Source organism: Stenotrophomonas sp. TWI700, assembly GCF_039673645.1.
GTDB lineage: Bacteria > Pseudomonadota > Gammaproteobacteria > Xanthomonadales > Xanthomonadaceae > Stenotrophomonas > Stenotrophomonas maltophilia_AA.
Genome location: NZ_JBDJMB010000006.1, coordinates 1 through 24,932, shown reverse-complemented (window position 1 = coordinate 24,932; position 24,932 = coordinate 1). Strand labels below are relative to the sequence as shown.

Here is a 24,932-nt window from a genome sequence, read left to right as displayed (position 1 = left end):
GTACCTCCCCCCGACATACATAGACCCACGCCATGAACGATCAGACCGCCGCGCCGCAGCCCCCCGTCGACGAGAACAGCCTCATCGCCGAGCGCCGCGCGAAACTGACCGCCCTGCGCGGGCAGGGCATCGCCTACCCGAACGATTTCCGCCGCGAGCACTTCGCCGGCACCCTGCAGGCCGAGTTCGCCGATGCCGAACAGTGGACCGCCGAAGCACTGGAAGCCAGCGGCCGCCAGGTCAAAATGGCCGGCCGCCTGATGGCCAAGCGCGTGATGGGCAAGGCCAGCTTCGCCCAGATCCAGGACGAGTCCGGCCGCATCCAGCTGTTCCTCCAGGGCAGCACCCTGGGCGATGCCTACACCGCCTTCAAGGGCTGGGACGTGGGCGACATCATCGCCGTCGAGGGCGGGCTGACCCGGACCAAGACCGGCGAGCTGTCGGTCAAGGCGACCAGCCTGCGCCTGCTGACCAAGTCGCTGCGCCCGCTGCCGGACAAGTGGCACGGCCTGGCCGACGTGGAGCAGCGTTATCGCCAGCGCTACGTCGACCTGATCGTGACCCCGGAGTCGCGCGAGGTATTCATCAAGCGCTCGCGGATCATCCGCGCCATGCGCGCCTGGCTGGACAACCGCGACTTCCTCGAAGTCGAAACGCCGATGATGCATTACATCCCCGGCGGCGCCACGGCCAAGCCGTTCACCACCCACCACAACGCGCTGGACCTGGACCTGTACCTGCGCGTGGCCCCGGAGCTGTACCTCAAGCGCCTGGTCGTGGGTGGGCTGGAGCGCGTGTACGAGATCAACCGCAACTTCCGCAATGAAGGCGTCAGCACCCGCCACAACCCGGAATTCACCATGATGGAGCTGTACGAGGCCTACGCCACGTACACCGAAGTGATGGACCTGACCGAAGGCGTGATCCGTGACGTGGCCAGCAAGGTGCTGGGCACCACCACGGTGGAGTGGGATGGCGCCACCATCGACCTGGCCCCGGCGTTCCGCCGCTGGCGCATGGACGAAGCGGTGCGCCACCACAACCCGGAGATCAGCGCGGCCGACTGCACCGACCGCGACGCGCTGGCCGCCCATTGCGAACGCCTGAAGATCCGCATCAAGCCATCCTACGGCTGGGGCAAGCTGCTGCTGGAGATCTTCGAAGCCACCGTCGAGCACACCCTGATCCAGCCGACCTTCATCACCGACCACCCGGTGGAAGTCTCGCCGCTGGCCCGTGCCAACGATGACCAGCCGGGCTATACCGACCGCTTCGAGCTGTTCATCAACGGCAAGGAACTGGCCAACGGCTTCTCCGAGCTGAACGACCCGGAAGACCAGGCGGCCCGGTTCCAGGCCCAGGTGACGGCGAAGGAAGGCGGCGACGACGAGGCCATGCACTACGACGCCGATTACATCCGCGCGCTGGAGTACGGCATGGCCCCGACCGGCGGCCTGGGCATCGGCATCGACCGCCTGGTGATGCTGCTGACCGGCAGCAGCTCGATCCGCGACGTGCTGCTGTTCCCGTATATGCGTCCCGAAAACTGAGACCTGCGTCCGGGCGTGCTTGGGGCACGTCCGGATGGGGGTTCCGCTCCCGTGGCCGCGCGAGTATGGTTTCTGCGTGGCCTTAACAGGCGCTATGGCGTGATGGCCACAGACCATGACGGGTTGCAGGGGGATGCCCACACCGGCATCACACTGTGACGACGATCATGAACTGGGGTGTTCATGACGGGAGGCGGACCCATGCAAGGTGCCAGTGTGCTGAGCGGCGGAGTATCCTCTCCGCAGCATGTTCCAGTGTGGTCAAGGAAGAAGGCAGAAGCAGCCTTGAATATTGTCATCGTTGACGACCAGACGTCCGCGCGAACCATGCTGCGCCATGTCATCGAGGACATCGCGCCGGAACTGTCCGTGCACGACTTCGGCGATCCACTGACGGCGCTGGCCTGGTGCGAGTCGCACGGCGTGGATCTGCTGCTGCTGGATTACCGCATGCCGGAGATGGACGGGTTGGAGTTCGCCCGCCGTTTCCGTCGCCTTCCCAAGCACCGCGACATTCCCGTGATCCTGATCACCGTGGTCGGCGACGAGCCGGTCCGGCAGGCCGCGCTGGAGGCCGGGGTGATCGATTTCCTGGTCAAGCCGATCCGCCCGCGCGAACTGCGCGCGCGCTGCTACAACCTGTTGCAGCTGCGCCAGCAATCGGAGAACGTCAAACAGCGTGCGCTGTCGCTGGAGCAGCGGCTGCTGGCCAGCATGCACGAGGTCGAGGAACGCGAGCGCGAGACGCTATCGCGGCTGGCGCGGGCGATCGAGTTCCGTGATGCGGGCACCAGCGCCTACCTCGAGCGCATGGCGCATGTCGCCGGCCTGATCGCCGAGCAGCTCGGGCTGCCGGAAGAGGAGGTGAAGCTGATCGAGATGGCCGCGCCCCTGCACGACATGGGCAAGATCGCCATTCCCGATGCCGTGCTGCTCAAGCAGGGCAAGTTGAACGACGAGGAGCAGGCGATCATGCGCCGGCACCCGCGGATCGGCTATGAACTGCTGAGCGGCAGCCAGAACCGTTTCATCCAGGTCGGTGCGCTGATCGCGCTGCGCCATCACGAGCGTTACGACGGCAGCGGCTACCCCGATGGCCTGGTCGGCGATGCGATTCCGCTGGAAGCGCGGATCGTGGCAGTGGCCGACGTGTTCGATGCCCTGATCTCACCCCGTCCGTACAAGGAAGCATGGACCATGGAAGCCACGCTGGCTTATCTGTACGCCCAGCGTGGTCGGTTGTTCGATCCGCGCTGCGTCGATGCCCTGCTGCGCGGCCGCCTCCAGCTTGACGAGATCTGCGCACAGCACTCCACTGCGTCATCCCGCCCGGGGATGTGATATGCGTCGTCTGTACCCGCGCCTGAAGCAACGTCTGGCGCAGCGCCCGGACACCGAGCACGGCCAGGCGATCGTGCGCATCGTGCTGATCACCCTGATCCTGCTGTATGTCCTGATGCCGGGGCCCCGCCACGACCTGCCGCCGGAGCAGTACCACGGCGTGCTGGCCATCGTGCTGACCGGCCTGACGCTGTCGCTGGGCCTGTTCGGCTGGCTGCTGTGGCGGCCGGGGCGCTCGGATCCGCGCCGCGTGGCCGGCATGCTCGCCGACTACGGTCTCATCGCCGCCGGCATGGTGCAGATGGGCGAGCCGTTGGCCTGGGTCTACATCGTGGTGATGTGGGTGACCGTCGGCAACGGCATGCGCTACGGCAACAACTATCTGTACGTGGCCGTGGCGATGGCCATGGTCAGCTTCGGCAGCACCGCGCTGCTCACGCCGTACTGGGAGCAGAATGCCCGGCTGGCGTTCGGCCTGTGGCTGGGCCTGGCGGCGGTGCCGCTGTATTTCTCCACGCTGCTGCGCCAGTTGACCCGGACCATGGCCGAGGCGCGCCGCGCCAACGAGGCCAAGAGTCGCTTCCTGGCCAACATGAGCCATGAATTCCGCACCCCCCTCAACGGGTTGTCGGGCATGACCGAACTGCTGGCCACCACCAAGCTCGATGACGAGCAGCGTGAGTGCGTCAACACCATCCAGGCCTCCTCGCGCAGCCTGTTGGCGCTGGTAGAAGAGGTGCTCGACATCTCCGCGATCGAAGCCGGCAAGCTGCGCGTCAACGCCGAGGATTTCGCGCTGGCCGATGTGATCCAGGCGATCGGGCTGATCCTGCTGCCGCAGGCCAAGGCCAAGCGGTTGGACTACCGGGTCAAGGTCGCCGATACCGTGCCGCCCTTGTTGCGCGGCGATCTCGGTCACCTGCGCCAGATCCTGCTCAATATCGCGGGCAACGCGGTCAAGTTCACCGACCACGGCCGGGTCGAGATCCGCGTCGCGGTGCTGCATGCCGAATCCAACGGCGGGGTGCGCCTGCGCTTCGACATCCTCGATACCGGTATCGGCGTCGCGCCGGAAATGCGCCCGCGGCTGTTCGAGGCATTCGAGCAGGCCGACGTCAGCATGGCGCGCCGCCACGAAGGCACCGGCCTGGGCACCACCATCGCCAAGGGCCTGGTCGAGGCGATGGGGGGCGACATCGGCTACGAAGAGAATCCGCCGCAGGGCAGCCATTTCTGGTTCGAGCTGCCGTTCGCGCCGCCGCGCGTGCCGCTGGGCACGGTCACCCCGGCCCTGGTCGGCGACGGGCTGCCGGACCGCAACGGCAACGTCATCGCCTTCGCCGATCCCTTCCTGCGTCATCGCGCGCGCGTGCGCAGCATGCACATCCTGGTCGCCGATGATCACGAGGCCAACCGGATGGTGCTGCAGCGGCTGCTGCAGAAGGCCGGCCACAAGGTGCTGTGCGTCAACGGCGGCGAAGCGGTGCTGGATGCGATGGCCGAGAGCGATTTCGATGCGGCGATCGTCGATCTGCACATGCCCGGGATGAGCGGCCTGGACATGCTCAAGGAGCTGCGCGTGATGCAGGCCGGTGGCGGTCCGCGCACGCCGGTGCTGGTGCTCAGCGCCGATGTCACCCCCGAGGCGATCCAGCGCTGCACCCAGGCCGGTGCGCACACCTTCCTGGCCAAGCCCGTCGTCGCGGTGCGGCTGCTGGACGTGCTGGCCGACATCGCCTCGAATGGCCAGCTCAAGGCCAGTGCGCCGATCGTGCGCACTGCCACCGTACTCGATGGCGTGCTGGATCCGGGCGTGCTCGACGAGCTCGCCTCGCTCGGCATGGGTGATGGCTTCGAACGCGAGTTCATCCGCCAATGCCTGGCCGATGCCGAGCAGTGCGTCGGCGTGGCGCTGGCCGACGGTGAGCGCAGCGACTGGGTGCATTTCCGTGAGCAGGCGCATGCGATCAAGGGCGTGGCGAGCAATCTCGGCCTGGTCCGCGTCGCCAATCGTGCCGGCGACCTGATGCGCATGGCCGACTGGCAGCTCAAGAGCGAATGGCGGCAGCGCGTGACCCTGCTGCAGGCGGGGATCAAGGAAGGCCGGCAGGCACTGGACGCGCGTGCGCAGCGCCGGACCCAGGGGCAGGCAGACGACGGCAGCGACATGCGCTGAAAAAAAGCCCGGCGGCCGCCGGGCTTGAACAACACAGGGGAGGGGAGGACTCAGGCAACGTCGAGGGTGGCGCGGCGGGTCTGGGCCTTGATCAGGCGATCCATGGTGCGCAGCGACTTGTCGCCCAGCGCGAGCGCGGAGTCCACCCACACCTTGGTGATTTCCAGCAGCTCGTCGTAACGCACGGCCTGGGCCAGGTTGCGTGCGGCATTCATCGCCAGGTAGGAATGCGGAATGCGCTGGTGCTGGCGGATCAGGTCCTCGACCGCCTTGACGCCTTGGCCCTTCGGCACCAGCACATCGACCACGCCCATCGCATGCATCTCCTCGGACGAATACACGCGGCCGTCGAGGATGATCTTCTCGGCCAGCTGCGGCGCCACGCGCTTGCACAGGAACGAGTAGGCCCCCATGCCCGGGAACAGCCCGAACAGGACTTCCGGCAGGCCCATGCCGCAGCCTTCCTCGGCCACGATGGTGTGGCAGGCCAGCGCCATCTCCAGGCCGCCGCCCAGCGCGTCGCCCTGGATCAGCGCGATCGAACGCACGTCGCCACCGAAGCCGGTGTGCAGGTGGTGCACGCCCTCCACGCAGCGCTGCGCGTAGGTCAGCAGGCGGTCGCGGTTGCCCTCGCGGATCAGGCGGGTGAACAGGTCCAGGTCACCGCCCAGGTTGTATGCGTTCGCATCGGAGGCGAGCACGAAATGGCGCAGCTTGCCGCTGTTGCGCTCGGCCGGGGTGCGGGTGATGGCGCTCATGAAATTCCACATTTCATCGAGCATGTCCTTGCGGCAGCACGGGCGGATGCCGCTGCCGGCATCCGCATGCATGTACAGCCAATGGGCGTCGTCGTTGCCCGTGGTCTCGGTGCGGATCGTGGCGTAGCGGTGGTTGACGGGCAGCTTTTCAATGGTGCTCATGGCGATTTCCTCGGAGGCTGGCCCGCTGGGAGGACGGTGGGCGGCGGGCCTGACGGGTCCACACGCCGCGATCCTACACCCCCGCCATCTCACGCAACGCAAAAGGCCCCCGCCGTTGCCGGCAGGGGCCCTGTGAAGATGAAACCGTTGGGGAACCGTTACGGCGCGGGCGTATCGCGCAGTTCGCGACGCAGGATCTTGCCCACGTTGGTCTTCGGCAGCTCCTTGCGGAACTCCACGATCCGCGGGTGCTTGTAGCCGGTCAGGTTGGCACGCGCGTGCTCCTTGACCATCTCGGCGGTGAGGTTGGGGTCCTTCTTGACGATGACCACCTTGACCACTTCGCCGGACTTTTCATCGGGCACGCCGACCGCCGCGACCTCGAGCACGCCGGGCATCATTGCGATGACGTCTTCGACCTCGTTGGGGTACACGTTGAAGCCGGACACCAGGATCATGTCCTTCTTGCGGTCGACGATGAAGAAGAAGCCCTGTTCGTCCATCCGCGCCATGTCGCCGGTGTGCAGCCAGCCCTCGGCATCGACCGCCTGGGCGGTGTCCTCCGGGCGCTGCCAGTAGCCCTTCATGACCTGCGGACCCTTGATGCACAGCTCGCCGACTTCGCCGGCGGCCAGGGTCTTGCCGGCGTCATCCTTCACGCAGGCATCGGTGGAGGGAATGGGCAGGCCGATGGCGCCGTTGTACTCGGCCAGGTTGAGCGGATTGATACAGGCGGCCGGCGAGGTCTCGGTGAGGCCATAGGCCTCGATCAGGGTCACGCCGGTGGCTTTTTTCCAGCGCTCGGCGACGGCGCGCTGCACCGCCATGCCGCCACCCAGGGTGATCTTGAGCGAGGAGAAATCGACCTCTTCGAAGCCGGGAGTGTTGAGCAGGCCGTTGAACAGCGTGTTGACGCCGGTGATCGCGGTGAAGCGGGTCGCCTTGAGCTCCTTGACGAAGCCCTTCATGTCGCGCGGGTTGGTGATCAGGTAGTTGCAGCCACCGAACTTCATGAAGACCAGGCCGTTCGCCGTCAACGCGAAGATGTGGTACAGCGGCAGGGCGGTGATGATCACCTCCTTGCCCATCTCGATCCCCGAGGCGGAGATCCAGGCCGAGGCCTGCTGCATGTTGGCCACCAGGTTGCGGTTGGTCAGCATCGCGCCCTTGGCCACGCCGGTGGTGCCGCCGGTGTACTGCAGGAAGGCGACGTCGTCGTGGTCGATCTCGACCTTGGGCAGGGTGTGGCGGCTGCCCAGCTTGAGTGCCTGGTTGAAGCGGATCGCGCCACGCAGGCTGTAGTTGGGCACCATCTTCTTGATGTACTTCAGTACGAAGTTCACCACGATGCCCTTGGCGCCGAGCATGTCGCCCAGGCCGGTGGTCACCACCTGCTTGATCGGCGTATCGGCGATGACCTGCTGCACGGTATCGCAGAAGTTGTCGACCACCACCAGCACGGCCGCGCCGGAATCCACCAGCTGGTGCTTGAGCTCGCGGGCGGTGTACAGCGGATTGACGTTGACCACGGTCAGGCCGGCACGCAGCACGCCGAAGGTGGCGATCGGGTACTGCAGGCAGTTGGGCATCATCAGGGCGACGCGGTCGCCCTTCTTGAGCTGCAGCTCACCGAGCAGGTAGGCGGCGAACTGTTCGACCAGCGCGTCCGTTTCCCCGTAGGTGAGGACCTTGCCGAAACTGGAGTAGGCGGGGCGGTCGCGGAACTTGGCCACCGAGGTGTCGAAGACGGCCGAAACCGAATGGAACTCGTTGACGTCGATCTCGGCGGGTACGCCTTTGGGATAACTCTGCAGCCAGGGTCGTTCCAGACTCATATTCCCCCTCCAGGAAACGTGGATGATGTGATGCGATGACGGAGAGTATCCGTCGTTTCATGCCTCGGCAGCATACCGTCCCGAATGGAAAACGCGAAGGGTCGGTGAAGAAAGGGGGAGGCGGGGCAGCGGGGCGCGTTGTTTGCGACATGCGCGGTGCCTGCCCACGACCAACGGTCGTGGGCTACCGGGAGGTCACGACCGCGCGGGGGCGTGACCCGGTGCCGCCTGAAACGCGGCGGCTGGCTTACTTCTTGCCCGCCAGCTGACGCAGCACGTACTGCAGCAGGCCGCCGTGCTTGAAGTACTCCACTTCCTTCGGCGTCAGCAGCATCACATGGGCCTCGAAGGTCTTCTTCGTGCCGTCGGCCCGGGTCGCGGTGAGGGTGGCCGACTTGCTGGCGCCATCCTGCAGGCCGGTGATGTCCACCACTTCCGAGCCATCCAGGCCCAGGCTCTGCGCGTTGTCGCCATTCTTGAACTGCAGCGGCAGCACGCCCATGCCGACCAGGTTGGAGCGGTGGATGCGCTCGAAGCTCTCGGCGATCACCGCCTTGACGCCCAGCAGGTTGGTGCCCTTGGCCGCCCAGTCGCGCGAGGAGCCGGTGCCGTATTCCTTGCCGGCGAACACCACCAGCGGGATGCCCTCGGCCTTGTACTTGACGGCCGCATCGTAGATCGCCAGCTTCTGCGGCTCGCCCCCGTCCTTCGGGAAGTACAGGGTGTTGCCGCCTTCTTCGCCGCCGAACATCAGGTTCTTGATGCGGATGTTGGCAAAGGTGCCGCGCACCATCACGTCATCGTTGCCACGACGGCTGCCGTAGCTGTTGAAGTCGGCCGGCTGCACGCCACGTTCCTGCAGGAAGCGGCCTGCCGGGGAATCCTTCTTGATGTTGCCGGCCGGGGAGATGTGGTCGGTGGTGATCGAGTCGCCGAACAGGCCCATCACGCGGGCGCCATGCACGTCGTCGATGTGGCCGACGTCCATCGTCATGCCTTCGAAATAGGGCGGGTTCTTGATGTAGGTCGAACTGCCGTCCCACTCATACAGATCGCCGTCGGGCGACTTGATGGTGTTCCAGCGGGTGTCGCCCTTGAACACGTCGGCATAGTTCTTCTTGAACATTTCCGGCCCGATGGTCGCGGCGATCACATCGCCGATTTCCTTGTTGCTCGGCCAGATGTCACGCAGGTACACCGGCTGGCCATCGCTGCCCGTGCCCAGCGGCTCGGTGGTCAGGTCGATGTCGGTGGTGCCGGCGATGGCGTAGGCGACGACCAGCGGCGGGCTGGCCAGGTAGTTCATTTTGACTTCCGGGTGTACGCGGCCTTCGAAGTTGCGGTTGCCCGACAGCACCGAGGCCACCACCAGGTCACCGGCGGCGATGCCGGCACTCACTTCGGTCGGCAGCGGGCCGGAGTTGCCGATGCAGGTGGTGCAGCCATAGCCGACCACGTAGAAACCGATCTTCTCCAGCTCGGTGAGCACACCGGCCTTTTCCAGGTAATCGGTGACCACGCGCGAGCCCGGGCCGAGCGAGGTCTTGACCCACGGCTTGCGGTCCAGGCCCTTGGCCGCCGCGTTGCGGGCGAGCAGGCCGGCACCGATCATCACCGCCGGGTTGGAGGTGTTGGTGCACGAGGTGATCGCGGCGATGACCACCGCGCCGTCCTTCAGGCGGAACTTCCTGCCCTCCAGCTCCACGTCGCTGTAACCCTTGGCCAGCTGTTCGTTGCCGACCGCCGCGCCGCCGCCTTCGTTGACGAACTTGGACACGTCATCGTTGCGCTTGTCGCGGTTGGTGGTCAGGCCGACCAGGTTCTCGCGGTAGTTCTGCTTGACGTCTTCGAGCAGCACGCGGTCCTGCGGGCGCTTCGGGCCGGCCAGCGACGGCTTGACCTGGCCCATGTCCAGTTCCAGCGTGGCGCTGTAGCTGGCATGTGCGGTGTTGGCGTCGTGCCACAGGCCCTGGGCCTTGGCATAGGCTTCGACCAGGTCGATCTGCGCTTCGCTGCGGCCGGACAGGCGCAGGTAGGTCAGCGACTCTTCATCGATCGGGAAGATGCCGCAGGTGGCGCCGTACTCCGGGGCCATGTTGCCGATCGTGGCCCGGTCGGCCAGCGGCAGGTGCTGCAGGCCTTCGCCGAAGAACTCGACGAACTTGCCGACCACGCCGTGCTTGCGCAGCATCTGGGTGACGGTCAGCACCAGGTCGGTGGCGGTGGCGCCTTCGGGCATGCGCCCGGTCAGCTTGAAGCCGACCACCTGCGGGATCAGCATCGACGACGGCTGGCCGAGCATGGCGGCCTCGGCTTCGATGCCGCCGACGCCCCAGCCCAGCACGCCGATGCCGTTGATCATGGTGGTGTGGCTGTCGGTGCCGAACACGGTGTCCGGATAGGCCACTGCCTTGCCGTCCTTGTCCGCAGTCATGACGACGCGGGCCAGGTTCTCCAGGTTCACCTGGTGGACGATGCCGGTATTGGGCGGCACCACCTTGAAATTATCGAAGGCCTTCTGGCCCCAGCGCAGGAAGCCATAGCGTTCCTGGTTGCGCTGGAATTCGATCTTGCCGTTGAGATCGAGCGCGTCCGGCGTGCCGAACACATCGACCTGCACCGAGTGGTCGATCACCAGCTCGGAGGGAATCTGCGGATTGATCTGCTCCGGCCGACCGCCGAGCTTGACCACCGCATCGCGCATCGCGGCCAGGTCGACCACGCAGGGCACGCCGGTGAAATCCTGCAGCACCACGCGGGCCGGCATGAAGGCGATCTCGATGTCCGGCTCGGCCTTGGGATCCCACTGGGCCACGGCCTGGATGTGGTCCTTGCCGACGGTGACACCGCCATCCTCATGTCGGAGCAGGTTCTCCAGCAGGATCTTCATCGAGTAGGGCAGGTGGGAGATGTCGAACGTCTGTCCGAGCTTGGGCAGGCTGAAGTAGTCGTAGGTGGTGCCGCCGACGTCCAGCTGGCTGCGGGTGGAGAACGAATCGCTCATTGCAGATGACTCCTTTGCTGATGGCTTGCAACGGCTGCGCCGGAACGCGCGCCTGCTTGCGGCTGCCGTCGGGCTCGCTGCGCCCGCCGATCCCTCGCAGTATGCGACAGCGGCAGCGGCGTGCCAGCCCTTGGGCTCAGGACGGAAGGTTACACAGGCATGTGTAGTGCCGATGTCATCGCCTGGGTACCGAATGCAGACGGGGCGCCATGGGCGCCCCGTCTGGAAGTGGCTAGCCCGCGGCCGATTACTTGCCGTTGGCGGCGTCGATCAGCGGGTTGCCGGTCTTGCCCACGGCATTGGTCTTGGACTTGGCCGACAGCACGCCGGTCTTGCCGAACTCGAACACGGTGGCTTCCTGGATGTTCTTGCCGAACGACTTGATCTTGACGAAGTCGTAGTACCAGACCTGCGTGTCGCCGAGTTGTTCGCGGCGGCTGGGGGCACCGAAGGCGCCACGCACATCATCCTGGGTGGTTTTGCCCACTTCGGCGGCATCCAGTTGCTGCTGGGTGATCTCGGTGCCGGTGGTGTAGGCGCCAAAGGGGTTGGCATGCGCCGACGGGGCAGCCAGGGCAAGCGGGGCAGCAATCAGCAGGGCAAAAGCGAGGGTGGTGGCGCGCATCGTGGGATGTCCTTGTCTATCGATGGGTGTGCGGGTCGCCAGGGAGACGGCAAGCGTCCGGGTCCGGGCGGCAGCGGTTGCTGCCCGTTCAGTCTAGCCTGCCTGCACTTCCCGGGACGCCTGCGAGGCAGGCGCGGCCTGGATTTGCCCCTGAACGCCAAAGTACGTACAATTCATACATACTTTTTGAGGCGTACCCCATGGAAGCCACCGTCGCAGAACGCGGACAGATCACACTGCCCAAGGCCGTGCGTGACGCCTTGGGGCTGACCAAGGGCACCCAGCTTACCGTCGAGCTGGAAGGCGGGCGCATCATCCTGCGCAAAAGCGTGGACGATGCGATCTCACGCGCCCGCGGCAAATTCGCGCTGGACGGCTTCGAGTCGTCCGAGGCTGCGGTGAAGGCCGTCCGTGACGAAGACTGAGCCTGCGATGATCGCCGTCGATTCGCCGGTGCTGATCGAACTGCTCAGCAACGGCCCGCAGGCCGACGCCGTGGAAGCCTGCCTGCGCCAGAACCTGGTCGGCGGCCGCGTGGTGGTCTGCGGGGCGACCCTGGCCGAACTGTGCGCCTCGTTGCGCGGCGGTGCCGAAGTGCTCGAGGCGCTGGAGGAAATGGGGGTCCATTTCAACGCGCTGGAAGCCAAATCCGCCCTGCGTGCGGGCGAGATGCAGCGCCGCCACCGGCAGCGCGGCGAAGGCCGCCGCAGCCTGGACGACTTCATGGTGGGCTCCCACGCACTGCTGCAGTGCGACGGCCTGATCACTTGGAACGACAAATTTTACCGCGACTACTTCAAGGGCCTGAAGCTGATCGTGCCGCACGCCTGAGCCCATACTTTTAAACCGCATTCTTTCAAAGAATCACCCGGGAGTTGTCATGTTGGAAGCCTACCGCCACCACGTAGCCGAGCGCGCCGCGCTTGGCATCCCGCCGCTGCCGCTGAGCGCCCAGCAGACGGCCGACGTCATCGAACTGCTGAAGAACCCGCCCGCCGGCGAGGCCGAGTTCCTGCTGGAACTGCTGACCCACCGCGTGCCGGCCGGCGTCGATGACGCTGCCAAGGTCAAGGCCTCGTACCTGGCCGCGATCGCCCTGGGCAGCGAAGTCAATCCGCTGATCACGCGCGAGCGCGCCACCGAACTGCTGGGCACCATGCTCGGTGGCTACAACGTCGCGCCGCTGGTCCAGCTGCTGGACGACGCCGCCGTCGGTGCTATCGCCGCCGATGCGCTGAAGAACACCCTTCTGGTGTTCGACGCCTTCCACGATGTGCAGGAAAAGGCCAAGGCCGGCAATGCGAACGCTCAGGGCGTGCTGCAGAGCTGGGCCGATGCGGAATGGTTCACCAGCCGTCCGCAGGTGCCGGAAAGCCTGACCATCACCGTGCTCAAGGTGACCGGCGAAACCAACACCGACGACCTGTCGCCGGCCCCGGACGCCACCACCCGCCCGGACATCCCGCTGCACGCCCTGGCGATGCTGAAGAACAAGCGTGATGGCATCGAGCCGGAAGAAGACGGCAAGCGCGGCCCGGTGAAGTTCATTGAATCGCTGAAGGACAAGGGCCACCTGGTTGCCTACGTGGGCGACGTGGTCGGTACCGGTTCCAGCCGCAAGTCGGCCACCAACTCGGTGCTGTGGTTCACCGGCGAAGATATTCCGTTCATCCCGAACAAGCGCTTCGGCGGCGTGTGCCTGGGCTCGAAGATCGCCCCGATCTTCTACAACACGATGGAAGACGCCGGCGCCCTGCCGATCGAACTCGACGTGTCGCAGATGAACATGGGCGATGTGATCGAGCTGCGCCCGTACGACGGCAAGGCGCTGAAGGACGGCGCCGTCATCGCCGAATTCAAGGTCAAGTCCGATGTGCTGTTCGACGAAGTGCGCGCCGGTGGCCGCATTCCGCTGATCATCGGCCGCGGCCTGACCGCCAAGGCGCGTGAAGCGCTGGGCCTGGCCCCGACCGATCTGTTCCGCCTGCCGATGGACCCGCCGGATACCGGCAAGGGCTTCTCGCTGGCGCAGAAGATGGTCGGCCGCGCCTGTGGCCTGCCGGAAGGCCAGGGCATGCGCCCGGGCACCTACTGCGAACCGAAGATGACCTCGGTGGGCTCGCAGGACACCACCGGTCCGATGACCCGTGACGAACTGAAGGACCTGGCCTGCCTGGGCTTCTCGGCCGACCTGGTGATGCAGTCGTTCTGCCACACCGCGGCGTACCCGAAGCCGGTGGACGTCAAGACCCACCACACCCTGCCCGAGTTCATCTCCACCCGTGGCGGCATCTCGCTGCGCCCGGGCGACGGCGTGATCCACAGCTGGCTCAACCGCATGCTGCTGCCCGACACCGTCGGCACCGGCGGCGACTCGCACACCCGTTTCCCGGTGGGCATTTCGTTCCCGGCCGGCTCGGGCCTGGTCGCCTTCGCGGCTGCCACCGGCGTGATGCCGCTGGACATGCCCGAATCGGTGCTGGTCCGCTTCAAGGGCAAGATGCAGCCGGGCGTGACTCTGCGCGATCTGGTCAACGCGATCCCGCTGTACGCGATCAAGTCCGGTCTGCTGACCGTGGCCAAGGCCGGCAAGAAGAACATCTTCTCCGGCCGCATCCTGGAAATCGAAGGTCTGCCGGAGCTGAAGGTCGAGCAGGCGTTCGAACTGTCCGATGCCTCGGCCGAACGTTCGGCGGCCGGTTGCTCGGTGCACCTGAACAAGGAGCCGATCATCGAGTACCTCACCAGCAACATCACGCTGCTGAAGTGGATGATCGCCGAGGGTTACCAGGACGCCCGTTCGCTGGCACGCCGCATCGAGAAGATGGAAGCCTGGCTGGCCAACCCGGAGCTGCTGGCCCCGGATGCCGACGCCGAATACGCCGCCGTCATCGAGATCGACCTGGCCGACATCCACGAGCCGATCGTGGCCTGCCCGAACGACCCGGACGACGTCAAGACGCTGTCCGACGTGGCCGGTGCGGCCATCGACGAAGTGTTCATCGGTTCGTGCATGACCAACATCGGTCACTTCCGTGCAGCGGCCAAGCTGCTGGAAGGCAAGCGCGACATCCCGACCAAGCTGTGGGTGGCCCCGCCGACCAAGATGGATGCCTCGGAGCTGACCAAGGAAGGCCATTACGGCACCTTCGGCACCGCCGGCGCACGCATGGAAATGCCGGGCTGCTCGCTGTGCATGGGCAACCAGGCGCAGGTGCGTGAGGGCGCGACGGTGTTCTCGACCTCGACCCGCAACTTCCCGAACCGTCTGGGCCGCAACTCCAACGTGTATCTGGGTTCGGCCGAACTGGCCGCGATCTGCTCGCGTCTGGGTCGCATCCCGACCAAGGAAGAGTACATGGCCGACATCGGCGTGCTGGATGCCAGCAGCAAGGACATCTACCGCTACATGAACTTCGACCAGATCGAGGATTACCAGGACGTGGCCAAGACGGTCGCTGCCTGATCCGGTGCCGGGCGCTGCCCGGCGACCGGTAGCCATCGACCGTTGGTCGATGGGCTGAAAACAGAAACCCCCGGTGAAAGCCGGGGGTTTTTTGTTTGCGGCCAATCCCAATCCCAATCCCAATCCCGCAGCCGGTAGCGCATGACCGTTGGCCGTCCGCCGCGCCAAGGCCTGTGGTGCGACTCGTTCGACGAAGAGAGTTTTTTGCGTAGACTGAGCCAGCTTTGGATCAAGGACGAAAGAACATGCGTTGGGTCAGTGCAGTACTGTGCGGAATCCTGTTCGCTCTCGTGTGCGGCGGGGCGTCAGCAACGCCACGGCGATGTGGGGGCGTGGGTGAAGATGCCATTTGCTATGTTGCTTTTGGCGATCTCTGGGCCCGCTCTGAACAGTACGACGGACGGAAAGTCATCCTCAACGGCTTTCTGGTCTCCGGATTTGGAAGGCTGATCCTGTATCCGGGGTTCGACTATTTCTTCTTCCAGCGTGGCATCGGGGGAATCTCCATCGAGATGGATCATGCTGGTTTCGAGGCGGCGCGCGCAGAGATGCGCAAGGTAGCGGAGGAAGACATGAGTGACTGGGAGTACTTCGCGCCCTGCCCGGTATCCGTCGTCGGTGTGTTCAGGGATGGGGGCGTCGCTGATTTCGGATCCATGGGAAGGATAGAGGCAGGCGGCATACGTCTGAACATTCAATCGGATGGTGCGGACTGCCCGATGTCCGATCCAGCAACCAAATTGAAGATGCCCGGTGGCCGACCGCCCAAGCCCAAGGACTGGGACCGGTGACTCCTGGCGTGAGTGTGTGCTCTTGGCGGCTCATCAGCGCGGTAGTTGGAGGTCTTCTGCTGGCCGTTATCTGTGAAAAGGCCGTCGCAGCGAACAGTCCGGCGGCACAGATGACCCACGCGACATCTGTTGCGGCAACAGGAAGATGCCAATCCCTCAGTGGTGCCCGGGAAGGCGTGCAGTACTGCCAAGCACCCATCCACGCCATGCTTGCCAACTCGGATTCGTTTGACGGCAGGCAGATGCCACCTTCGGTTACCTGCTCCACGAGAAGGGACCTCGAGACGTTCTCGGACCATTTCCGGACGCACTGCGGCGTATCGACTTTCTGAGCTGTATCGATGTCGACCTGGCCGGCGTGCGGTACGAAGACTCCACCACCGACCTCGAATCGGGCATTTACTTCGTGATGGTGCAAGGGCGCTACACGGATGGCGCAGTGAATGGCGCCTGCGTGGGATCTTTCTCTGAGCCATACATCTCACGCATCTTGCGGGTCAAGGAGCCATGAGGCGGTGAGCCGACCTGCACCAGAGGTGCGTCAACCCCGCGCCAACGCCATCAACCGCTCGGCAATCCGCTCCAGCGGCACCATCTCCTCCGCTGCGCCCAGCTTGAACGCCGCACCCGGCATGCCCCAGACCACACTGGTCGCTTCGTCCTGCACCAGGGTCGGGGCGCCGGCGTTGCGCAGATCGAGCAGGCCACGGGCACCGTCGTCGCCCATGCCGGTGAGGATCGCACCGATCGCGTTCGCCCCGGCGCTTTCGGCCACCGAACGGAACAGCACGTCCACTGCCGGCTTGTGCCGGTTGACCGCCGGGCCGTCGTCGACGCGGCAACGCCAGCGGGCGCCGTCGCGGATGATCCGCAGGTGCTTGCCGCCCGGCGGCAGGTACGCGTGGCCGGGCAACACCGCTTCACCATCGCTGGCCTCGCGCACCGACATCGCCGAATGGCGGTCCAGGCGTTCGGCGAACGGGGTGCTGAAGGTGGCCGGCAGGTGCTGGGTCAGTACCACGGCGGGGGCGTCGGCCGGCATGCCTTCGAGCACCACGCGCAGGGCCTCGGTGCCGCCGGCGGAGGCGCCGATGGCGATCAGGCGGTCGGTCGTGCGGAACTGGATGCTGCGCGGGGGCGCCTTCGGTGCCACCGCATCCAGGGTGATGCGCGGCGTGGGGGGACGCGCGAGCGTACGTACCCTCGAGCGGGCCGCCATCTTGACCTTGCCGATGATTTCTTCGGCATACGCCTGCAGGCCACGGGCGACGTCGAACTTCGGCTTGGAGACGAAGTCCACCGCGCCCAGCGCCAGCGCTTGCAGGGTGGTGTCGGCGCCGCGCTCGGTCAGCGAGGAGATCATCACCACCGGCAGCGGATGCAGGCGCATCAGGTTTTCCAGGAAGGCCAGGCCGTCCATGCGCGGCATTTCCACGTCCAGCGTGATCACGTCCGGGGCCAGGCGCTTGATCTTCTCGCGCGCCAGCAGCGGGTCGGCGGCGGTGCCGACCACTTCGATACCGGGATCGCTGGCGAGGATTTCGCTCAGCATCTGACGCACGACCGCGGAGTCGTCGACGATCAGGACTTTGCAGGGTACACCGTGGGTCATTCGAACAGCTCCACGCCGCCGGTGACCGGGGCCTTGGACAGGCGGGCACGCACGGCCGATTCGGTCGCGGCCACTTCGGCTTCATGGGCATGCGGCAGGCGCTGCACCACCACGCGGCCGGTATCGGCGAAGAACCACACCTTGCGCGGGTGGATGCCGCACAGGTCCTCGGCGATGATCGGGATGTGCTCGGCCTGCAGGTACTGGCGCACGAACTCGGCGTTGCGGGTGCCGACCGGGTTGCTGGTGAAGCCCTTGAGCACGTTGGCGCCGCCGAAGACCTTGGCTTCCAGGCGCTTGCGGTGGGCGCCGCGCTTGAGCAGGTCGTTGATCAGCAGTTCCATCGCGTAGCTGCCGTAGCGCGCGGGTGCGCCATCGCCGACGTTGCCTTCGGGCAGCAGGAAGTGGTTCATGCCGCCGATCTTCAGCACCGGGTCTCGCAGGCAGGCGGCCACGCAGGAGCCCAGCGTGGTGGTCAGTGCGGTGTTGTCGTCTACCGCGAGGTACTGGGTCGGCAGCAGCTTGGCGGCGGTGACCTGGAAGCGGCTGTCGAAATAGCGCATCACCTCGTCGTTGCGGATCGGCAGGCTCATGCCGGCGCTCCGGGCGCACGTTTGTACAGGGTCCGGCCGCAGGGCTGGATCAGGTCGGCAGCGTGCAGGTAGTTCTCCGAATGGCCGGTATACAGCAGGCCGTCATCGCCCATGTGCTGGATCAGCCGCGAGAGGATGCCGCGCTGGGTCGGTTTGTCGAAATAGATCATCACGTTGCGGCAGAACAGGGCATCGAACGGGCCGCCGACGTCGTAACGGTTGGCGAGCAGGTTGAGCGGGCGGAAGTCAATCAGGTCGCGCAGGGCCGGGTTGACCCGGCAATGGCCTTCGTTGGGCCCGCTGCCGCGCTGGAAATAGCGCTTCTTGATCGCAGGGTCCAGCCCGGACACGCGGTCGATGGCGTACACACCACGACTGGCGGTGGCCAGCACCTGGGTGTCGACATCGGTCGCCAGGATGCGCACCGGCGGTTTGAGCGTGCCGAAGGTCTCGCAGGCGGTGATCGCCATCGAGTAGGGTTCCTCGCCGGTCGAGGCCGCGCACGACCACAGCTGCAGGGTGCCGTGGCCAGCGCGCAGACGCAGTTCGTCGGCCAGCTTCTCGAAGTGGTGGGGCTCGCGGAAGAACGCGGTGAGGTTGGTGGTCAGTGCGTTGGTGAACGCCTGCCATTCGTCGCCGCCGTGGGACTCGAGCTGGTCCAGGTAATCGCTGAAGCTGCGCATGCCAAGCGCACGCAGCCGGCGCGACAGCCGGCCGTAGACCATATCGCGCTTGGCCGGCGCCAGCGAGATGCCGACGCGCTGGTAGATCAGCTCGCAGACGCGGCGGAAATCACGATCGGCGAACTCGAATTCGCGAGCATTCGGTGAAGCGGCGTTGGCTGGGGGCGTGGACACGGGCGGACTCGCAGGGAAAGGGGGTGCGGCGATCAGGGATCGCCGCGGGGACTCAGAACTCTTGCCAGTTGCCGTCATCGGCCGGCGTGCTGCGCGGTGTGCGTACCGGCGCGGCGGACCGCAGGGCAGGAGATGCCGGCGGTGCCGGGCGGCTGGCCGGGCGTATCGGCCCCATCGCGGCGACAGCGCGCGCGGTGACCGCGCTCACGGCCTGGGCGACCTCGTTGTCGAGGCGGAAGATCGCCACGGCGTCGGCCAGCTGGGTGGCCTGTTCCTCCATTGCGCGGGCGGCAGCGGTGGCTTCTTCCACCAGCGCAGCGTTCTGCTGGGTCGTCTCGTCCATCTGCACCACGGTCTGGTTGACCTGGTCGATGCCGGCGGACTGCTCCTGCGAGGCGGCGGAAATCTCGGCCATGATGTCGGTCACGCGCTGCACCGAGGCGACGATCTCGCCCATGGTGGCGCCGGCCTGGTTGACCAGCTGCGAGCCCTCGGCGACCTTGCCGACCGAGTCATCGATCAGCCCCTTGATCTCCTTGGCCGCCCCGGCCGAGCGCTGGGCGAGGGTGCGCACTTCGGAGGCCACGACCGCGAAGCCGCGGCCCTGCTCACCGGCGCGTGCAGCTTCCACCGCAGCGTTCAGTGCCAGGATGTTGGTCTGGAACGCGATGCCGTCGATCACCGAGATGATCTCGGCGATCTTCTTCGAGGAGGTCTGGATCGCGCTCATGGTCGTGACCACCTGGCCGACGACGTCACCGCCCTGCGAGGCGACGGAGTGCGCGCCGATCGCGAGCTGGTTGGCCTGGCGGGCATGCTCGGCATTCTGACGCACGGTGGAGGTCAGTTCCTCCATCGAGGCGGCGGTCTCTTCCAGGTTGGCGGCCTGCTGCTCGGTACGGCGCGACAGGTCGCTGTTGCCGGTGGCGATTTCGCCGGCGGCCAGGTTGATGCTGCCGGCGGCCTCCTGGATCTGGCCGACGATCTGGGTCAGCTGGGCGACGGTGGCATTGGCATCGTCACGCATGGTGGCGAACACGCCCTGGAAGTCGCCCTGCATGCGCGCAGTCAGATCGCCCTCGGCGATGGCCGACAGCAGCTGCGAGAGCTTGCCCAGGTTGTCGTCGCTGACCTGCATCATCGCGTTGAGGTGGCCGATCATCCGGCGGAAATCGTGGTCGAAGCGGGTCGTGTCGCCGCGCTGGCTGAAATCGCCGGCGGCGGCGGCCGCCGCCAAGCGCTGGATTTCGCCGTTGATGCTGCCCAGGTTCTGCTTGACCGCATCGACCGTGTGGGTGATCGCGGCCTTCTCGCCCGGGTAGCGCACGATGTCCGCGCTGAGGTCGCCCTGGGCATAGCGCTGCACCACGGCCAGCACATCGTCCATGGTCTGCACGTGCGCGCCGACCAGGGCATTGGTTTCATGCACCATCAGGCCGTACTCGCCGGGAAAGGCGGTCTCGTCCATGCGGTAGCCGGTATTGCCCGCGTCGTGGCGACTGGCCATCTCGCGCTGGCCACTGATCACGGCGTGCAGCTGTTCCTGCATGCGGGCCATGCTTTCCAGCAGGCGGCCGGGCTCATCGTGGGCCTGCTCACCGATGCGGCTGTCCAGCTTGCCGCGGGCGATGCTCTCGGCCACGTGGGTAGCCTGGCGCAGGGGCAGCGTGATGCGGTTGCCGATCAGCCAGCTCAGCGCCAGCACGATGAGGACCACGCCGCCGCCGGTGGCTGCCATGATCGCGGTGAACACCAGCGCCTGCTGCTGCACATCGTCCATGTAAGCGCCGGTGCTGACCACCCAGTTCCAGGGCGCGTACATGCCCGCAAAGGCGACCTTCTCGACCTCCTTGTCGGTGCCCGGCTTGGCCCACTGGTAGGAGACGAAGCCGCCGCCCAGGCGAGCCATGCCGATCTGGTCGTAGTACACGCGCACCCCGTCATCGGTGCGGAAATCCTTCATGTCCTGGCCGATCAGTTCCTTGCGGAACGGGTGCATGAGCATGCGGTAATGCGTGTCGTAGACGTTGTAGTAATAGGTATCGCCGTCGGCGCGCATGCTTTCCAGCGCCATCAGCGCGGCCTGCTTGGCCGCCGCCTCGGTCAGTTCACCGCTGTCCGCCAGCCGATGGTAATGCCCCAGGATGCCGTAGGTCAGTTCGACCTGGGTCTTCAGACTGTCCTTGCGGGTGTCGGTCAAATCCAGGTACTGCATGCGCGCGGCGACCACCGACAGGGCGATGACGCCCAAGGCGATCAGCAGGGTCAGCAGGTTGAGCTTGCGCCTGACGGACAGGTTGGAGAAGGACTGGTTCCAGCGGCTGAGTAGATTCATGGGCAGGGGTCTTTGATCGACAAACATGTCGCGGCAATGCTGTTATCGGCCGCAGGTCGCCACGATTGAGCCCGGGCGGCTGAGCGTATTCAGGTTTCGGTGGGCACAAACAAAAAGGCCCCGATGCAAGTGCATCGGGGCCTTTGAACGAAACGCCCGGCAGGGCTTAGAACTCCTGCCAGTCGCCGTCGGCCAGTTCGGTGGCCACCGGGCGCGAGGCCGGGCGACGCACGGCCGCCTGCGCCAGCGGCGCACGCGCGGCACGCGGCGCGGCGGCCACGACCGGAGCGGGTGCGAGCTCGTGCTCGTCCAGCTTGAAGATCGACACGGCATCGGTCAGCTGGCCGGCCTGTTCTTCCATCGCACGGGCGGCGGCGGTGGCTTCTTCCACCAGCGCGGCGTTCTGCTGGGTGGTTTCATCCATCTGCACGACGGTCTGGTTGACCTGCTCGATGCCGGCCGACTGTTCCTGCGAGGCGGCCGAGATCTCGGCCATGATGTCGGTCACGCGCTGCACAGAGGCGACGATCTCGCCCATGGTGGCGCCGGCCTTCTGCACCAGCGCCGAGCCGTCGTTTACCTTGCCCACGGAGTCGTCGATCAGCCCCTTGATCTCCTTGGCTGCACCGGCCGAACGCTGGGCCAGGGTACGCACTTCGGAGGCGACGACGGCAAAGCCGCGACCCTGCTCGCCGGCACGTGCCGCTTCCACCGCGGCATTCAGCGCCAGGATGTTGGTCTGGAACGCGATGCCGTCGATGACCGAGATGATCTCGGCAATCTTCTTCGACGAGGTCTGGATCGCGCTCATCGTCGTGACCACCTGGCCGACCACGTCACCGCCCTGCGAGGCGACGGTGTGCGCGCCGATCGCAAGCTGGTTGGCCTGGCGGGCATGCTCGGCGTTCTGGCGCACGGTGGAGGTCAGTTCCTCCATCGAGGCCGCGGTTTCCTCCAGGTTGGCGGCCTGCTGCTCGGTGCGGCGCGACAGGTCGCTGTTGCCGGTGGCGATCTCGCTGGCGGCCGAGTTGATCTGCTGGCTGGAGTGCTTGATCCGGGTGACGATGCCGCTGAGCTGCTCTGCGGTAGCGTTGGCGTCGTCGCGCATCCGGGCGAACACGCCCTGGAAGTCGCCATGCATGCGCACCGTCAGGTCGCCCTGCGACAGGGCGGCAAGCAGGTTGGAGACCTGTTCGATGCTGGCCGAGTTGGCGTCCAGCAGGCCGTTGAGCTGCTGGGCCAGCTGCAGGAAGAAGCCGTCCTTCCCTTCGCTGTCGATGCGGCCGGACAGATCGCCAGCGGCGGCCTGGGCGATCACGCGGGCCACTTCGGCTTCCACCAGCGCTTCGGGGGTGCGGTCGCGCCATTCGATGACGTGGCCGACGGTCTCACCCTGCTCGTTGGCGATCGAGGAGATGACCTGGGCGAACTGGGCTTCGCCGAACTGCATCGGGCGACGGCTGACGCCGTGCTGTTGCAGCTGGGCGAGGGTCTTGGCATCCATCTCGCTGCCGTGTTCAAGCGTGGCGGCCGACTTGCCGATCAGCGAGGCGGCGGCATCGAAGTCCGGCAGATCCTTGCGGATGTCGGCTTCGTACTGGCTCAGGGTCTGCTGCAGCGCGCGGTTGCTGTAGACGATGGTGTGCTGGGCATCGGTCAGGTAGACGCCGGTGGAGCTGTAATCCAGCGCGGTCCGGATGCGCAGGTTCTCGCGGGCGATCGCCTGGTCGGTTTCGGTGCGTTCGCGCAGGTCGCGCTGCATGCGCTGCATGGCCTGCAGCAGGTCGCCGACTTCATCCTTGCGGCTGACGTCGATGTGGCCGTCCAGCTTGCCGCTGGCGACATCATTGGCGACCGATACGGCACCGCGCATGCTGCCCACCAGCGAACGGGCGAACAGATACACCAGCACCAGGCCCAGGGCGGCGCCGGCGAGCAGGGTGATGACGGTCAGCGTGGCCGAGGCGGCATACGTGGATTCGGCTTCTTCGCGCGAGGCGCGCGAGAGGCGGTTGTCTTCGGCGATCAGCGCCTCGAGGGCGGAGGAAGCCTTGAGATGCTTGGCGCGGGTTTCACCGACGAAGGTGTCCACGGCATCGTCAGGCAGGTCCAGCTCGAGCATTTCGGTGACGGCGTCGTAGGACGCCAGCGAGTCGGTCCAATCCTTGGCGAAGGTGTCGAACAGCTTCTTCTGCTGGGGATTGTCGATCAGCGCGGGGTACTTCTTGATCGAGGCGTCGATCTGGGTGCGCAGCTGCGCGGCGCGGGACTTGGCTTCAGCCTTCACGTCATCGCTGGCGCGGATGAGGCCCTGATAGGCGGAGTTGCGGTACTCGCCGACCATGCCCCGCAGTTCGCCGGCCAGGCGGATGCTGTCCATCCGGGGCCCGGACAGTGCGGTGGTGACGTTGTTGAGTGAGTGCAGGCCACGATAGGCCACGATGCCCTGCAGCAGCATTACCAGCAGGAGGACGCCGAAAGTCAGCATCAACTTGGGCATCAGTTTGAGGTTGTTGATCCACGGCATGGCAGGTGCGGTCTCCAGTGGCAAACGCGTCCGGCCGTCGGGGCCGGTTGCAGCGACCACGCCGGCCAACGCCGGCGTGGCAGGGCGTACGGGGATTACTTGATGTTGGCGAGCTTGAGGCCGGCCGGCGAGCTGACTTCGATTTCAGCGCGCGAGGCATCGCGGGCGATCTTGCCGATCACGCAGACGGTCTTGCCTTCCAGCGATTCCAGCGGGAAGCTGAACTTGCCGCGGTTGGCACCGGCGATCCGGGCCGAGAAGGTGTGGCGCGGGAACGCGCCGCCCATGTACAGGAAGGTCGGCTGACCTTCGGAGCCTTCAGCGTAGCGGGCCTTCTCGACCTTGCCGCAGACCATGCCGTCCTTGCCGACCGAGCGCGGGGCCAGTTCCGGCGGAATCATTTCACCGGACTGGGCGAATGCGGTGGAAGCGGAGGCGGCGATCACGGCGACCGAGAACAGGGCAAGCAGGGACTTCATCGGGAACATTCTCCGGGGATAAGGGCAGTTGGCCCGGCCATGGGCGATCCAGTGCAGCCGGGTTCTGAAACCAGCTATCGGCCGGACCGGGCGGAACTGAAGCGTGTTTTTTCTTCAGTGGCTGTCACGGTGCGTACCGGGCGCAGTCCACGGGTTGTTCTGTGACGGATGTCTCAGGCTGCGACGTCGTCGATGACCGGGGCCTGGCCCATGTCGGCGCTGTCGAGGAGGGTTTCGATATCCAGCAGGATGAGCATGCGATCGTCCTGGGTGCCGATGCCGGAGATGAAGCGGGTATCGACGGCGGCGCCGAATTCGGGCGTCGGGCGGATCTGGTCGGCGGCCAGCGGGATGACGTCGGAGACGCTGTCGACGACGATGCCGACGACGCGGTCTTCGACGTTGAGCACGATCATGACGGTGAAGGCGTCATAGGTGGCATTTTCCAGGCGCAGTTTGAGGCGCAGGTCGATGACGGGGACGATGGTGCCGCGCAGGTTGATGACGCCCTTGATGTAGTCAGGGGCATCGGGGACGCGGGTGACGGAATCGTAGCCGCGGATTTCCTGGACTTTGAGGATGTCCACGCCGTAGTGCTCGGCGCCGAGGGTGAAGCTGAGGTATTCGCCGCCGTCGCTGGTGGCGTTGCTGTTCTTGTCGTTCATCGAGGGGTCCTGGATCGGGCGTGGCGGTCGAATAACCGGGGGTCACGCTGGATATCGGCCTGGTCGGGGGCGACTTTAGGGGTGCTTGGCAAGAGCACCGGCAGTGGCGGTGCTGCGTTCGGCGGCTGGGCGGGGGGGGGGGGGGGGGGGGGGCGC

At 66.0% G+C, this 24,932-nt stretch carries 18 protein-coding genes; 7 read left to right on the top strand and 11 right to left on the bottom strand.

All coding sequences use genetic code 11. The features are described from left to right. The first annotated feature begins 32 nt into the window (after positions 1-32). The 3 genes from lysS (at position 33) to ABE473_RS06700 (ending at position 5,067) form a co-directional block, all read left to right on the top strand. The gene (gene lysS, locus ABE473_RS06710) at positions 33-1,550 is read left to right on the top strand and encodes a lysine--tRNA ligase (RefSeq protein WP_179459036.1); all 1,518 of its coding nucleotides are present in this window, start codon (positions 33-35) and stop codon (positions 1,548-1,550) included. A gap of 201 nt (positions 1,551-1,751) precedes the next feature. Next, positions 1,752-2,891 (top strand): two-component system response regulator, encoded by a 1,140-nt coding sequence (locus tag ABE473_RS06705; protein ID WP_346488905.1) that lies wholly within the window; start codon positions 1,752-1,754, stop codon positions 2,889-2,891. A gap of 1 nt (position 2,892) precedes the next feature. Beyond that, entirely contained in the window at positions 2,893-5,067 is a 2,175-nt protein-coding gene (locus ABE473_RS06700; protein ID WP_346488904.1) for an ATP-binding protein, read from the top strand. A gap of 50 nt (positions 5,068-5,117) precedes the next feature. Here the strand turns inward: ABE473_RS06700 and ABE473_RS06695 are convergent, their stop codons facing one another. The 4 genes from ABE473_RS06695 to bamE all read right to left on the bottom strand — a co-directional run bounded on the left by ABE473_RS06695 (position 5,118) and on the right by bamE (position 11,451). After that, positions 5,118-5,987 (bottom strand): crotonase/enoyl-CoA hydratase family protein, encoded by an 870-nt coding sequence (locus tag ABE473_RS06695; protein WP_346488903.1) that lies wholly within the window; start codon positions 5,985-5,987, stop codon positions 5,118-5,120. Positions 5,988-6,145: 158 nt separating this feature from the next. After that, positions 6,146-7,822, bottom strand: coding sequence for a long-chain fatty acid--CoA ligase (locus ABE473_RS06690; RefSeq protein WP_346488902.1), 1,677 nt, complete (start codon positions 7,820-7,822; stop codon positions 6,146-6,148). Between the two features lie 247 nt (positions 7,823-8,069). After that, complete coding sequence (gene acnA / locus ABE473_RS06685; RefSeq protein ID WP_346479401.1) at positions 8,070-10,826, bottom strand: aconitate hydratase AcnA; 2,757 nt, start codon at positions 10,824-10,826, stop codon at positions 8,070-8,072. Between the two features lie 247 nt (positions 10,827-11,073). After that, the gene (gene bamE / locus ABE473_RS06680) at positions 11,074-11,451 is read right to left on the bottom strand and encodes an outer membrane protein assembly factor BamE (protein WP_346462216.1); all 378 of its coding nucleotides are present in this window, start codon (positions 11,449-11,451) and stop codon (positions 11,074-11,076) included. Between the two features lie 200 nt (positions 11,452-11,651). Between bamE and ABE473_RS06675 the strand changes: the two genes are divergently transcribed. The 4 genes from ABE473_RS06675 (at position 11,652) to ABE473_RS06660 (ending at position 15,708) form a co-directional block, all read left to right on the top strand. Then, on the top strand, positions 11,652-11,876 hold the full coding sequence (locus tag ABE473_RS06675) for an AbrB/MazE/SpoVT family DNA-binding domain-containing protein (protein ID WP_123729167.1): 225 nt from the start codon (positions 11,652-11,654) through the stop codon (positions 11,874-11,876). A 7-nt stretch (positions 11,877-11,883) separates the two neighbouring features. Further along, positions 11,884-12,282, top strand: coding sequence for a type II toxin-antitoxin system VapC family toxin (locus tag ABE473_RS06670; RefSeq protein ID WP_123729168.1), 399 nt, complete (start codon positions 11,884-11,886; stop codon positions 12,280-12,282). A 49-nt stretch (positions 12,283-12,331) separates the two neighbouring features. After that, a complete protein-coding gene (acnB, locus tag ABE473_RS06665) occupies positions 12,332-14,917 on the top strand; it encodes a bifunctional aconitate hydratase 2/2-methylisocitrate dehydratase (protein WP_346488901.1) in 2,586 nt (861 codons plus the stop codon). 332 nt (positions 14,918-15,249) lie between these two features. Continuing rightward, the gene (locus ABE473_RS06660) at positions 15,250-15,708 is read left to right on the top strand and encodes a hypothetical protein (RefSeq protein WP_346488900.1); all 459 of its coding nucleotides are present in this window, start codon (positions 15,250-15,252) and stop codon (positions 15,706-15,708) included. 541 nt (positions 15,709-16,249) lie between these two features. Here the strand turns inward: ABE473_RS06660 and ABE473_RS06655 are convergent. The 7 genes from ABE473_RS06655 to ABE473_RS06625 all read right to left on the bottom strand — a co-directional run bounded on the left by ABE473_RS06655 (position 16,250) and on the right by ABE473_RS06625 (position 24,776). Further along, positions 16,250-17,320, bottom strand: coding sequence for a chemotaxis response regulator protein-glutamate methylesterase (locus ABE473_RS06655; protein ID WP_346488899.1), 1,071 nt, complete (start codon positions 17,318-17,320; stop codon positions 16,250-16,252). After that, positions 17,317-17,913: a chemoreceptor glutamine deamidase CheD gene (gene cheD, locus ABE473_RS06650; RefSeq protein WP_121036713.1), complete on the bottom strand. Its 597-nt coding sequence runs from the start codon at positions 17,911-17,913 to the stop codon at positions 17,317-17,319. Before cheD ends, ABE473_RS06655 begins: the two co-directional genes overlap by 4 nt. After that, the gene (locus ABE473_RS06645) at positions 17,910-18,770 is read right to left on the bottom strand and encodes a CheR family methyltransferase (protein ID WP_179459021.1); all 861 of its coding nucleotides are present in this window, start codon (positions 18,768-18,770) and stop codon (positions 17,910-17,912) included. Before ABE473_RS06645 ends, cheD begins: the two co-directional genes overlap by 4 nt. A 52-nt stretch (positions 18,771-18,822) precedes the next feature. Beyond that, positions 18,823-21,105, bottom strand: a complete 2,283-nt coding sequence (locus tag ABE473_RS06640; RefSeq protein ID WP_346488898.1) for a methyl-accepting chemotaxis protein — start codon at positions 21,103-21,105, stop codon at positions 18,823-18,825. 166 nt (positions 21,106-21,271) lie between these two features. Further along, positions 21,272-23,632 (bottom strand): methyl-accepting chemotaxis protein, encoded by a 2,361-nt coding sequence (locus ABE473_RS06635; RefSeq protein WP_346488897.1) that lies wholly within the window; start codon positions 23,630-23,632, stop codon positions 21,272-21,274. A 95-nt stretch (positions 23,633-23,727) separates the two neighbouring features. Beyond that, positions 23,728-24,111, bottom strand: a complete 384-nt coding sequence (locus tag ABE473_RS06630) for a hypothetical protein (RefSeq protein ID WP_346488896.1) — start codon at positions 24,109-24,111, stop codon at positions 23,728-23,730. Between the two features lie 173 nt (positions 24,112-24,284). Further along, entirely contained in the window at positions 24,285-24,776 is a 492-nt protein-coding gene (locus ABE473_RS06625; protein WP_176989053.1) for a chemotaxis protein CheW, read from the bottom strand. Between the last annotated feature and the right edge of the window lie 156 nt (positions 24,777-24,932).

Bases quoted from the DNA above. Each gene is read 5' to 3' on its own strand.
- lysS (WP_179459036.1), top strand. From the start codon at position 33: ATGAACGATCAGACCGCCGCGCCGCAGCCCCCCGTCGACGAGAACAGC.
- ABE473_RS06705 (WP_346488905.1), top strand. From the start codon at position 1,752: ATGCAAGGTGCCAGTGTGCTGAGCGGCGGAGTATCCTCTCCGCAGCAT.
- ABE473_RS06700 (WP_346488904.1), top strand. From the start codon at position 2,893: ATGCGTCGTCTGTACCCGCGCCTGAAGCAACGTCTGGCGCAGCGCCCG.
- ABE473_RS06695 (WP_346488903.1), bottom strand. From the start codon at position 5,987: ATGAGCACCATTGAAAAGCTGCCCGTCAACCACCGCTACGCCACGATC.
- ABE473_RS06690 (WP_346488902.1), bottom strand. From the start codon at position 7,822: ATGAGTCTGGAACGACCCTGGCTGCAGAGTTATCCCAAAGGCGTACCC.
- acnA (WP_346479401.1), bottom strand. From the start codon at position 10,826: ATGAGCGATTCGTTCTCCACCCGCAGCCAGCTGGACGTCGGCGGCACC.
- bamE (WP_346462216.1), bottom strand. From the start codon at position 11,451: ATGCGCGCCACCACCCTCGCTTTTGCCCTGCTGATTGCTGCCCCGCTT.
- ABE473_RS06675 (WP_123729167.1), top strand. From the start codon at position 11,652: ATGGAAGCCACCGTCGCAGAACGCGGACAGATCACACTGCCCAAGGCC.
- ABE473_RS06670 (WP_123729168.1), top strand. From the start codon at position 11,884: ATGATCGCCGTCGATTCGCCGGTGCTGATCGAACTGCTCAGCAACGGC.
- acnB (WP_346488901.1), top strand. From the start codon at position 12,332: ATGTTGGAAGCCTACCGCCACCACGTAGCCGAGCGCGCCGCGCTTGGC.
- ABE473_RS06655 (WP_346488899.1), bottom strand. From the start codon at position 17,320: ATGACCCACGGTGTACCCTGCAAAGTCCTGATCGTCGACGACTCCGCG.
- cheD (WP_121036713.1), bottom strand. From the start codon at position 17,913: ATGAGCCTGCCGATCCGCAACGACGAGGTGATGCGCTATTTCGACAGC.
- ABE473_RS06640 (WP_346488898.1), bottom strand. From the start codon at position 21,105: ATGAATCTACTCAGCCGCTGGAACCAGTCCTTCTCCAACCTGTCCGTC.
- ABE473_RS06635 (WP_346488897.1), bottom strand. From the start codon at position 23,632: ATGCCGTGGATCAACAACCTCAAACTGATGCCCAAGTTGATGCTGACT.
- ABE473_RS06630 (WP_346488896.1), bottom strand. From the start codon at position 24,111: ATGAAGTCCCTGCTTGCCCTGTTCTCGGTCGCCGTGATCGCCGCCTCC.
- ABE473_RS06625 (WP_176989053.1), bottom strand. From the start codon at position 24,776: ATGAACGACAAGAACAGCAACGCCACCAGCGACGGCGGCGAATACCTC.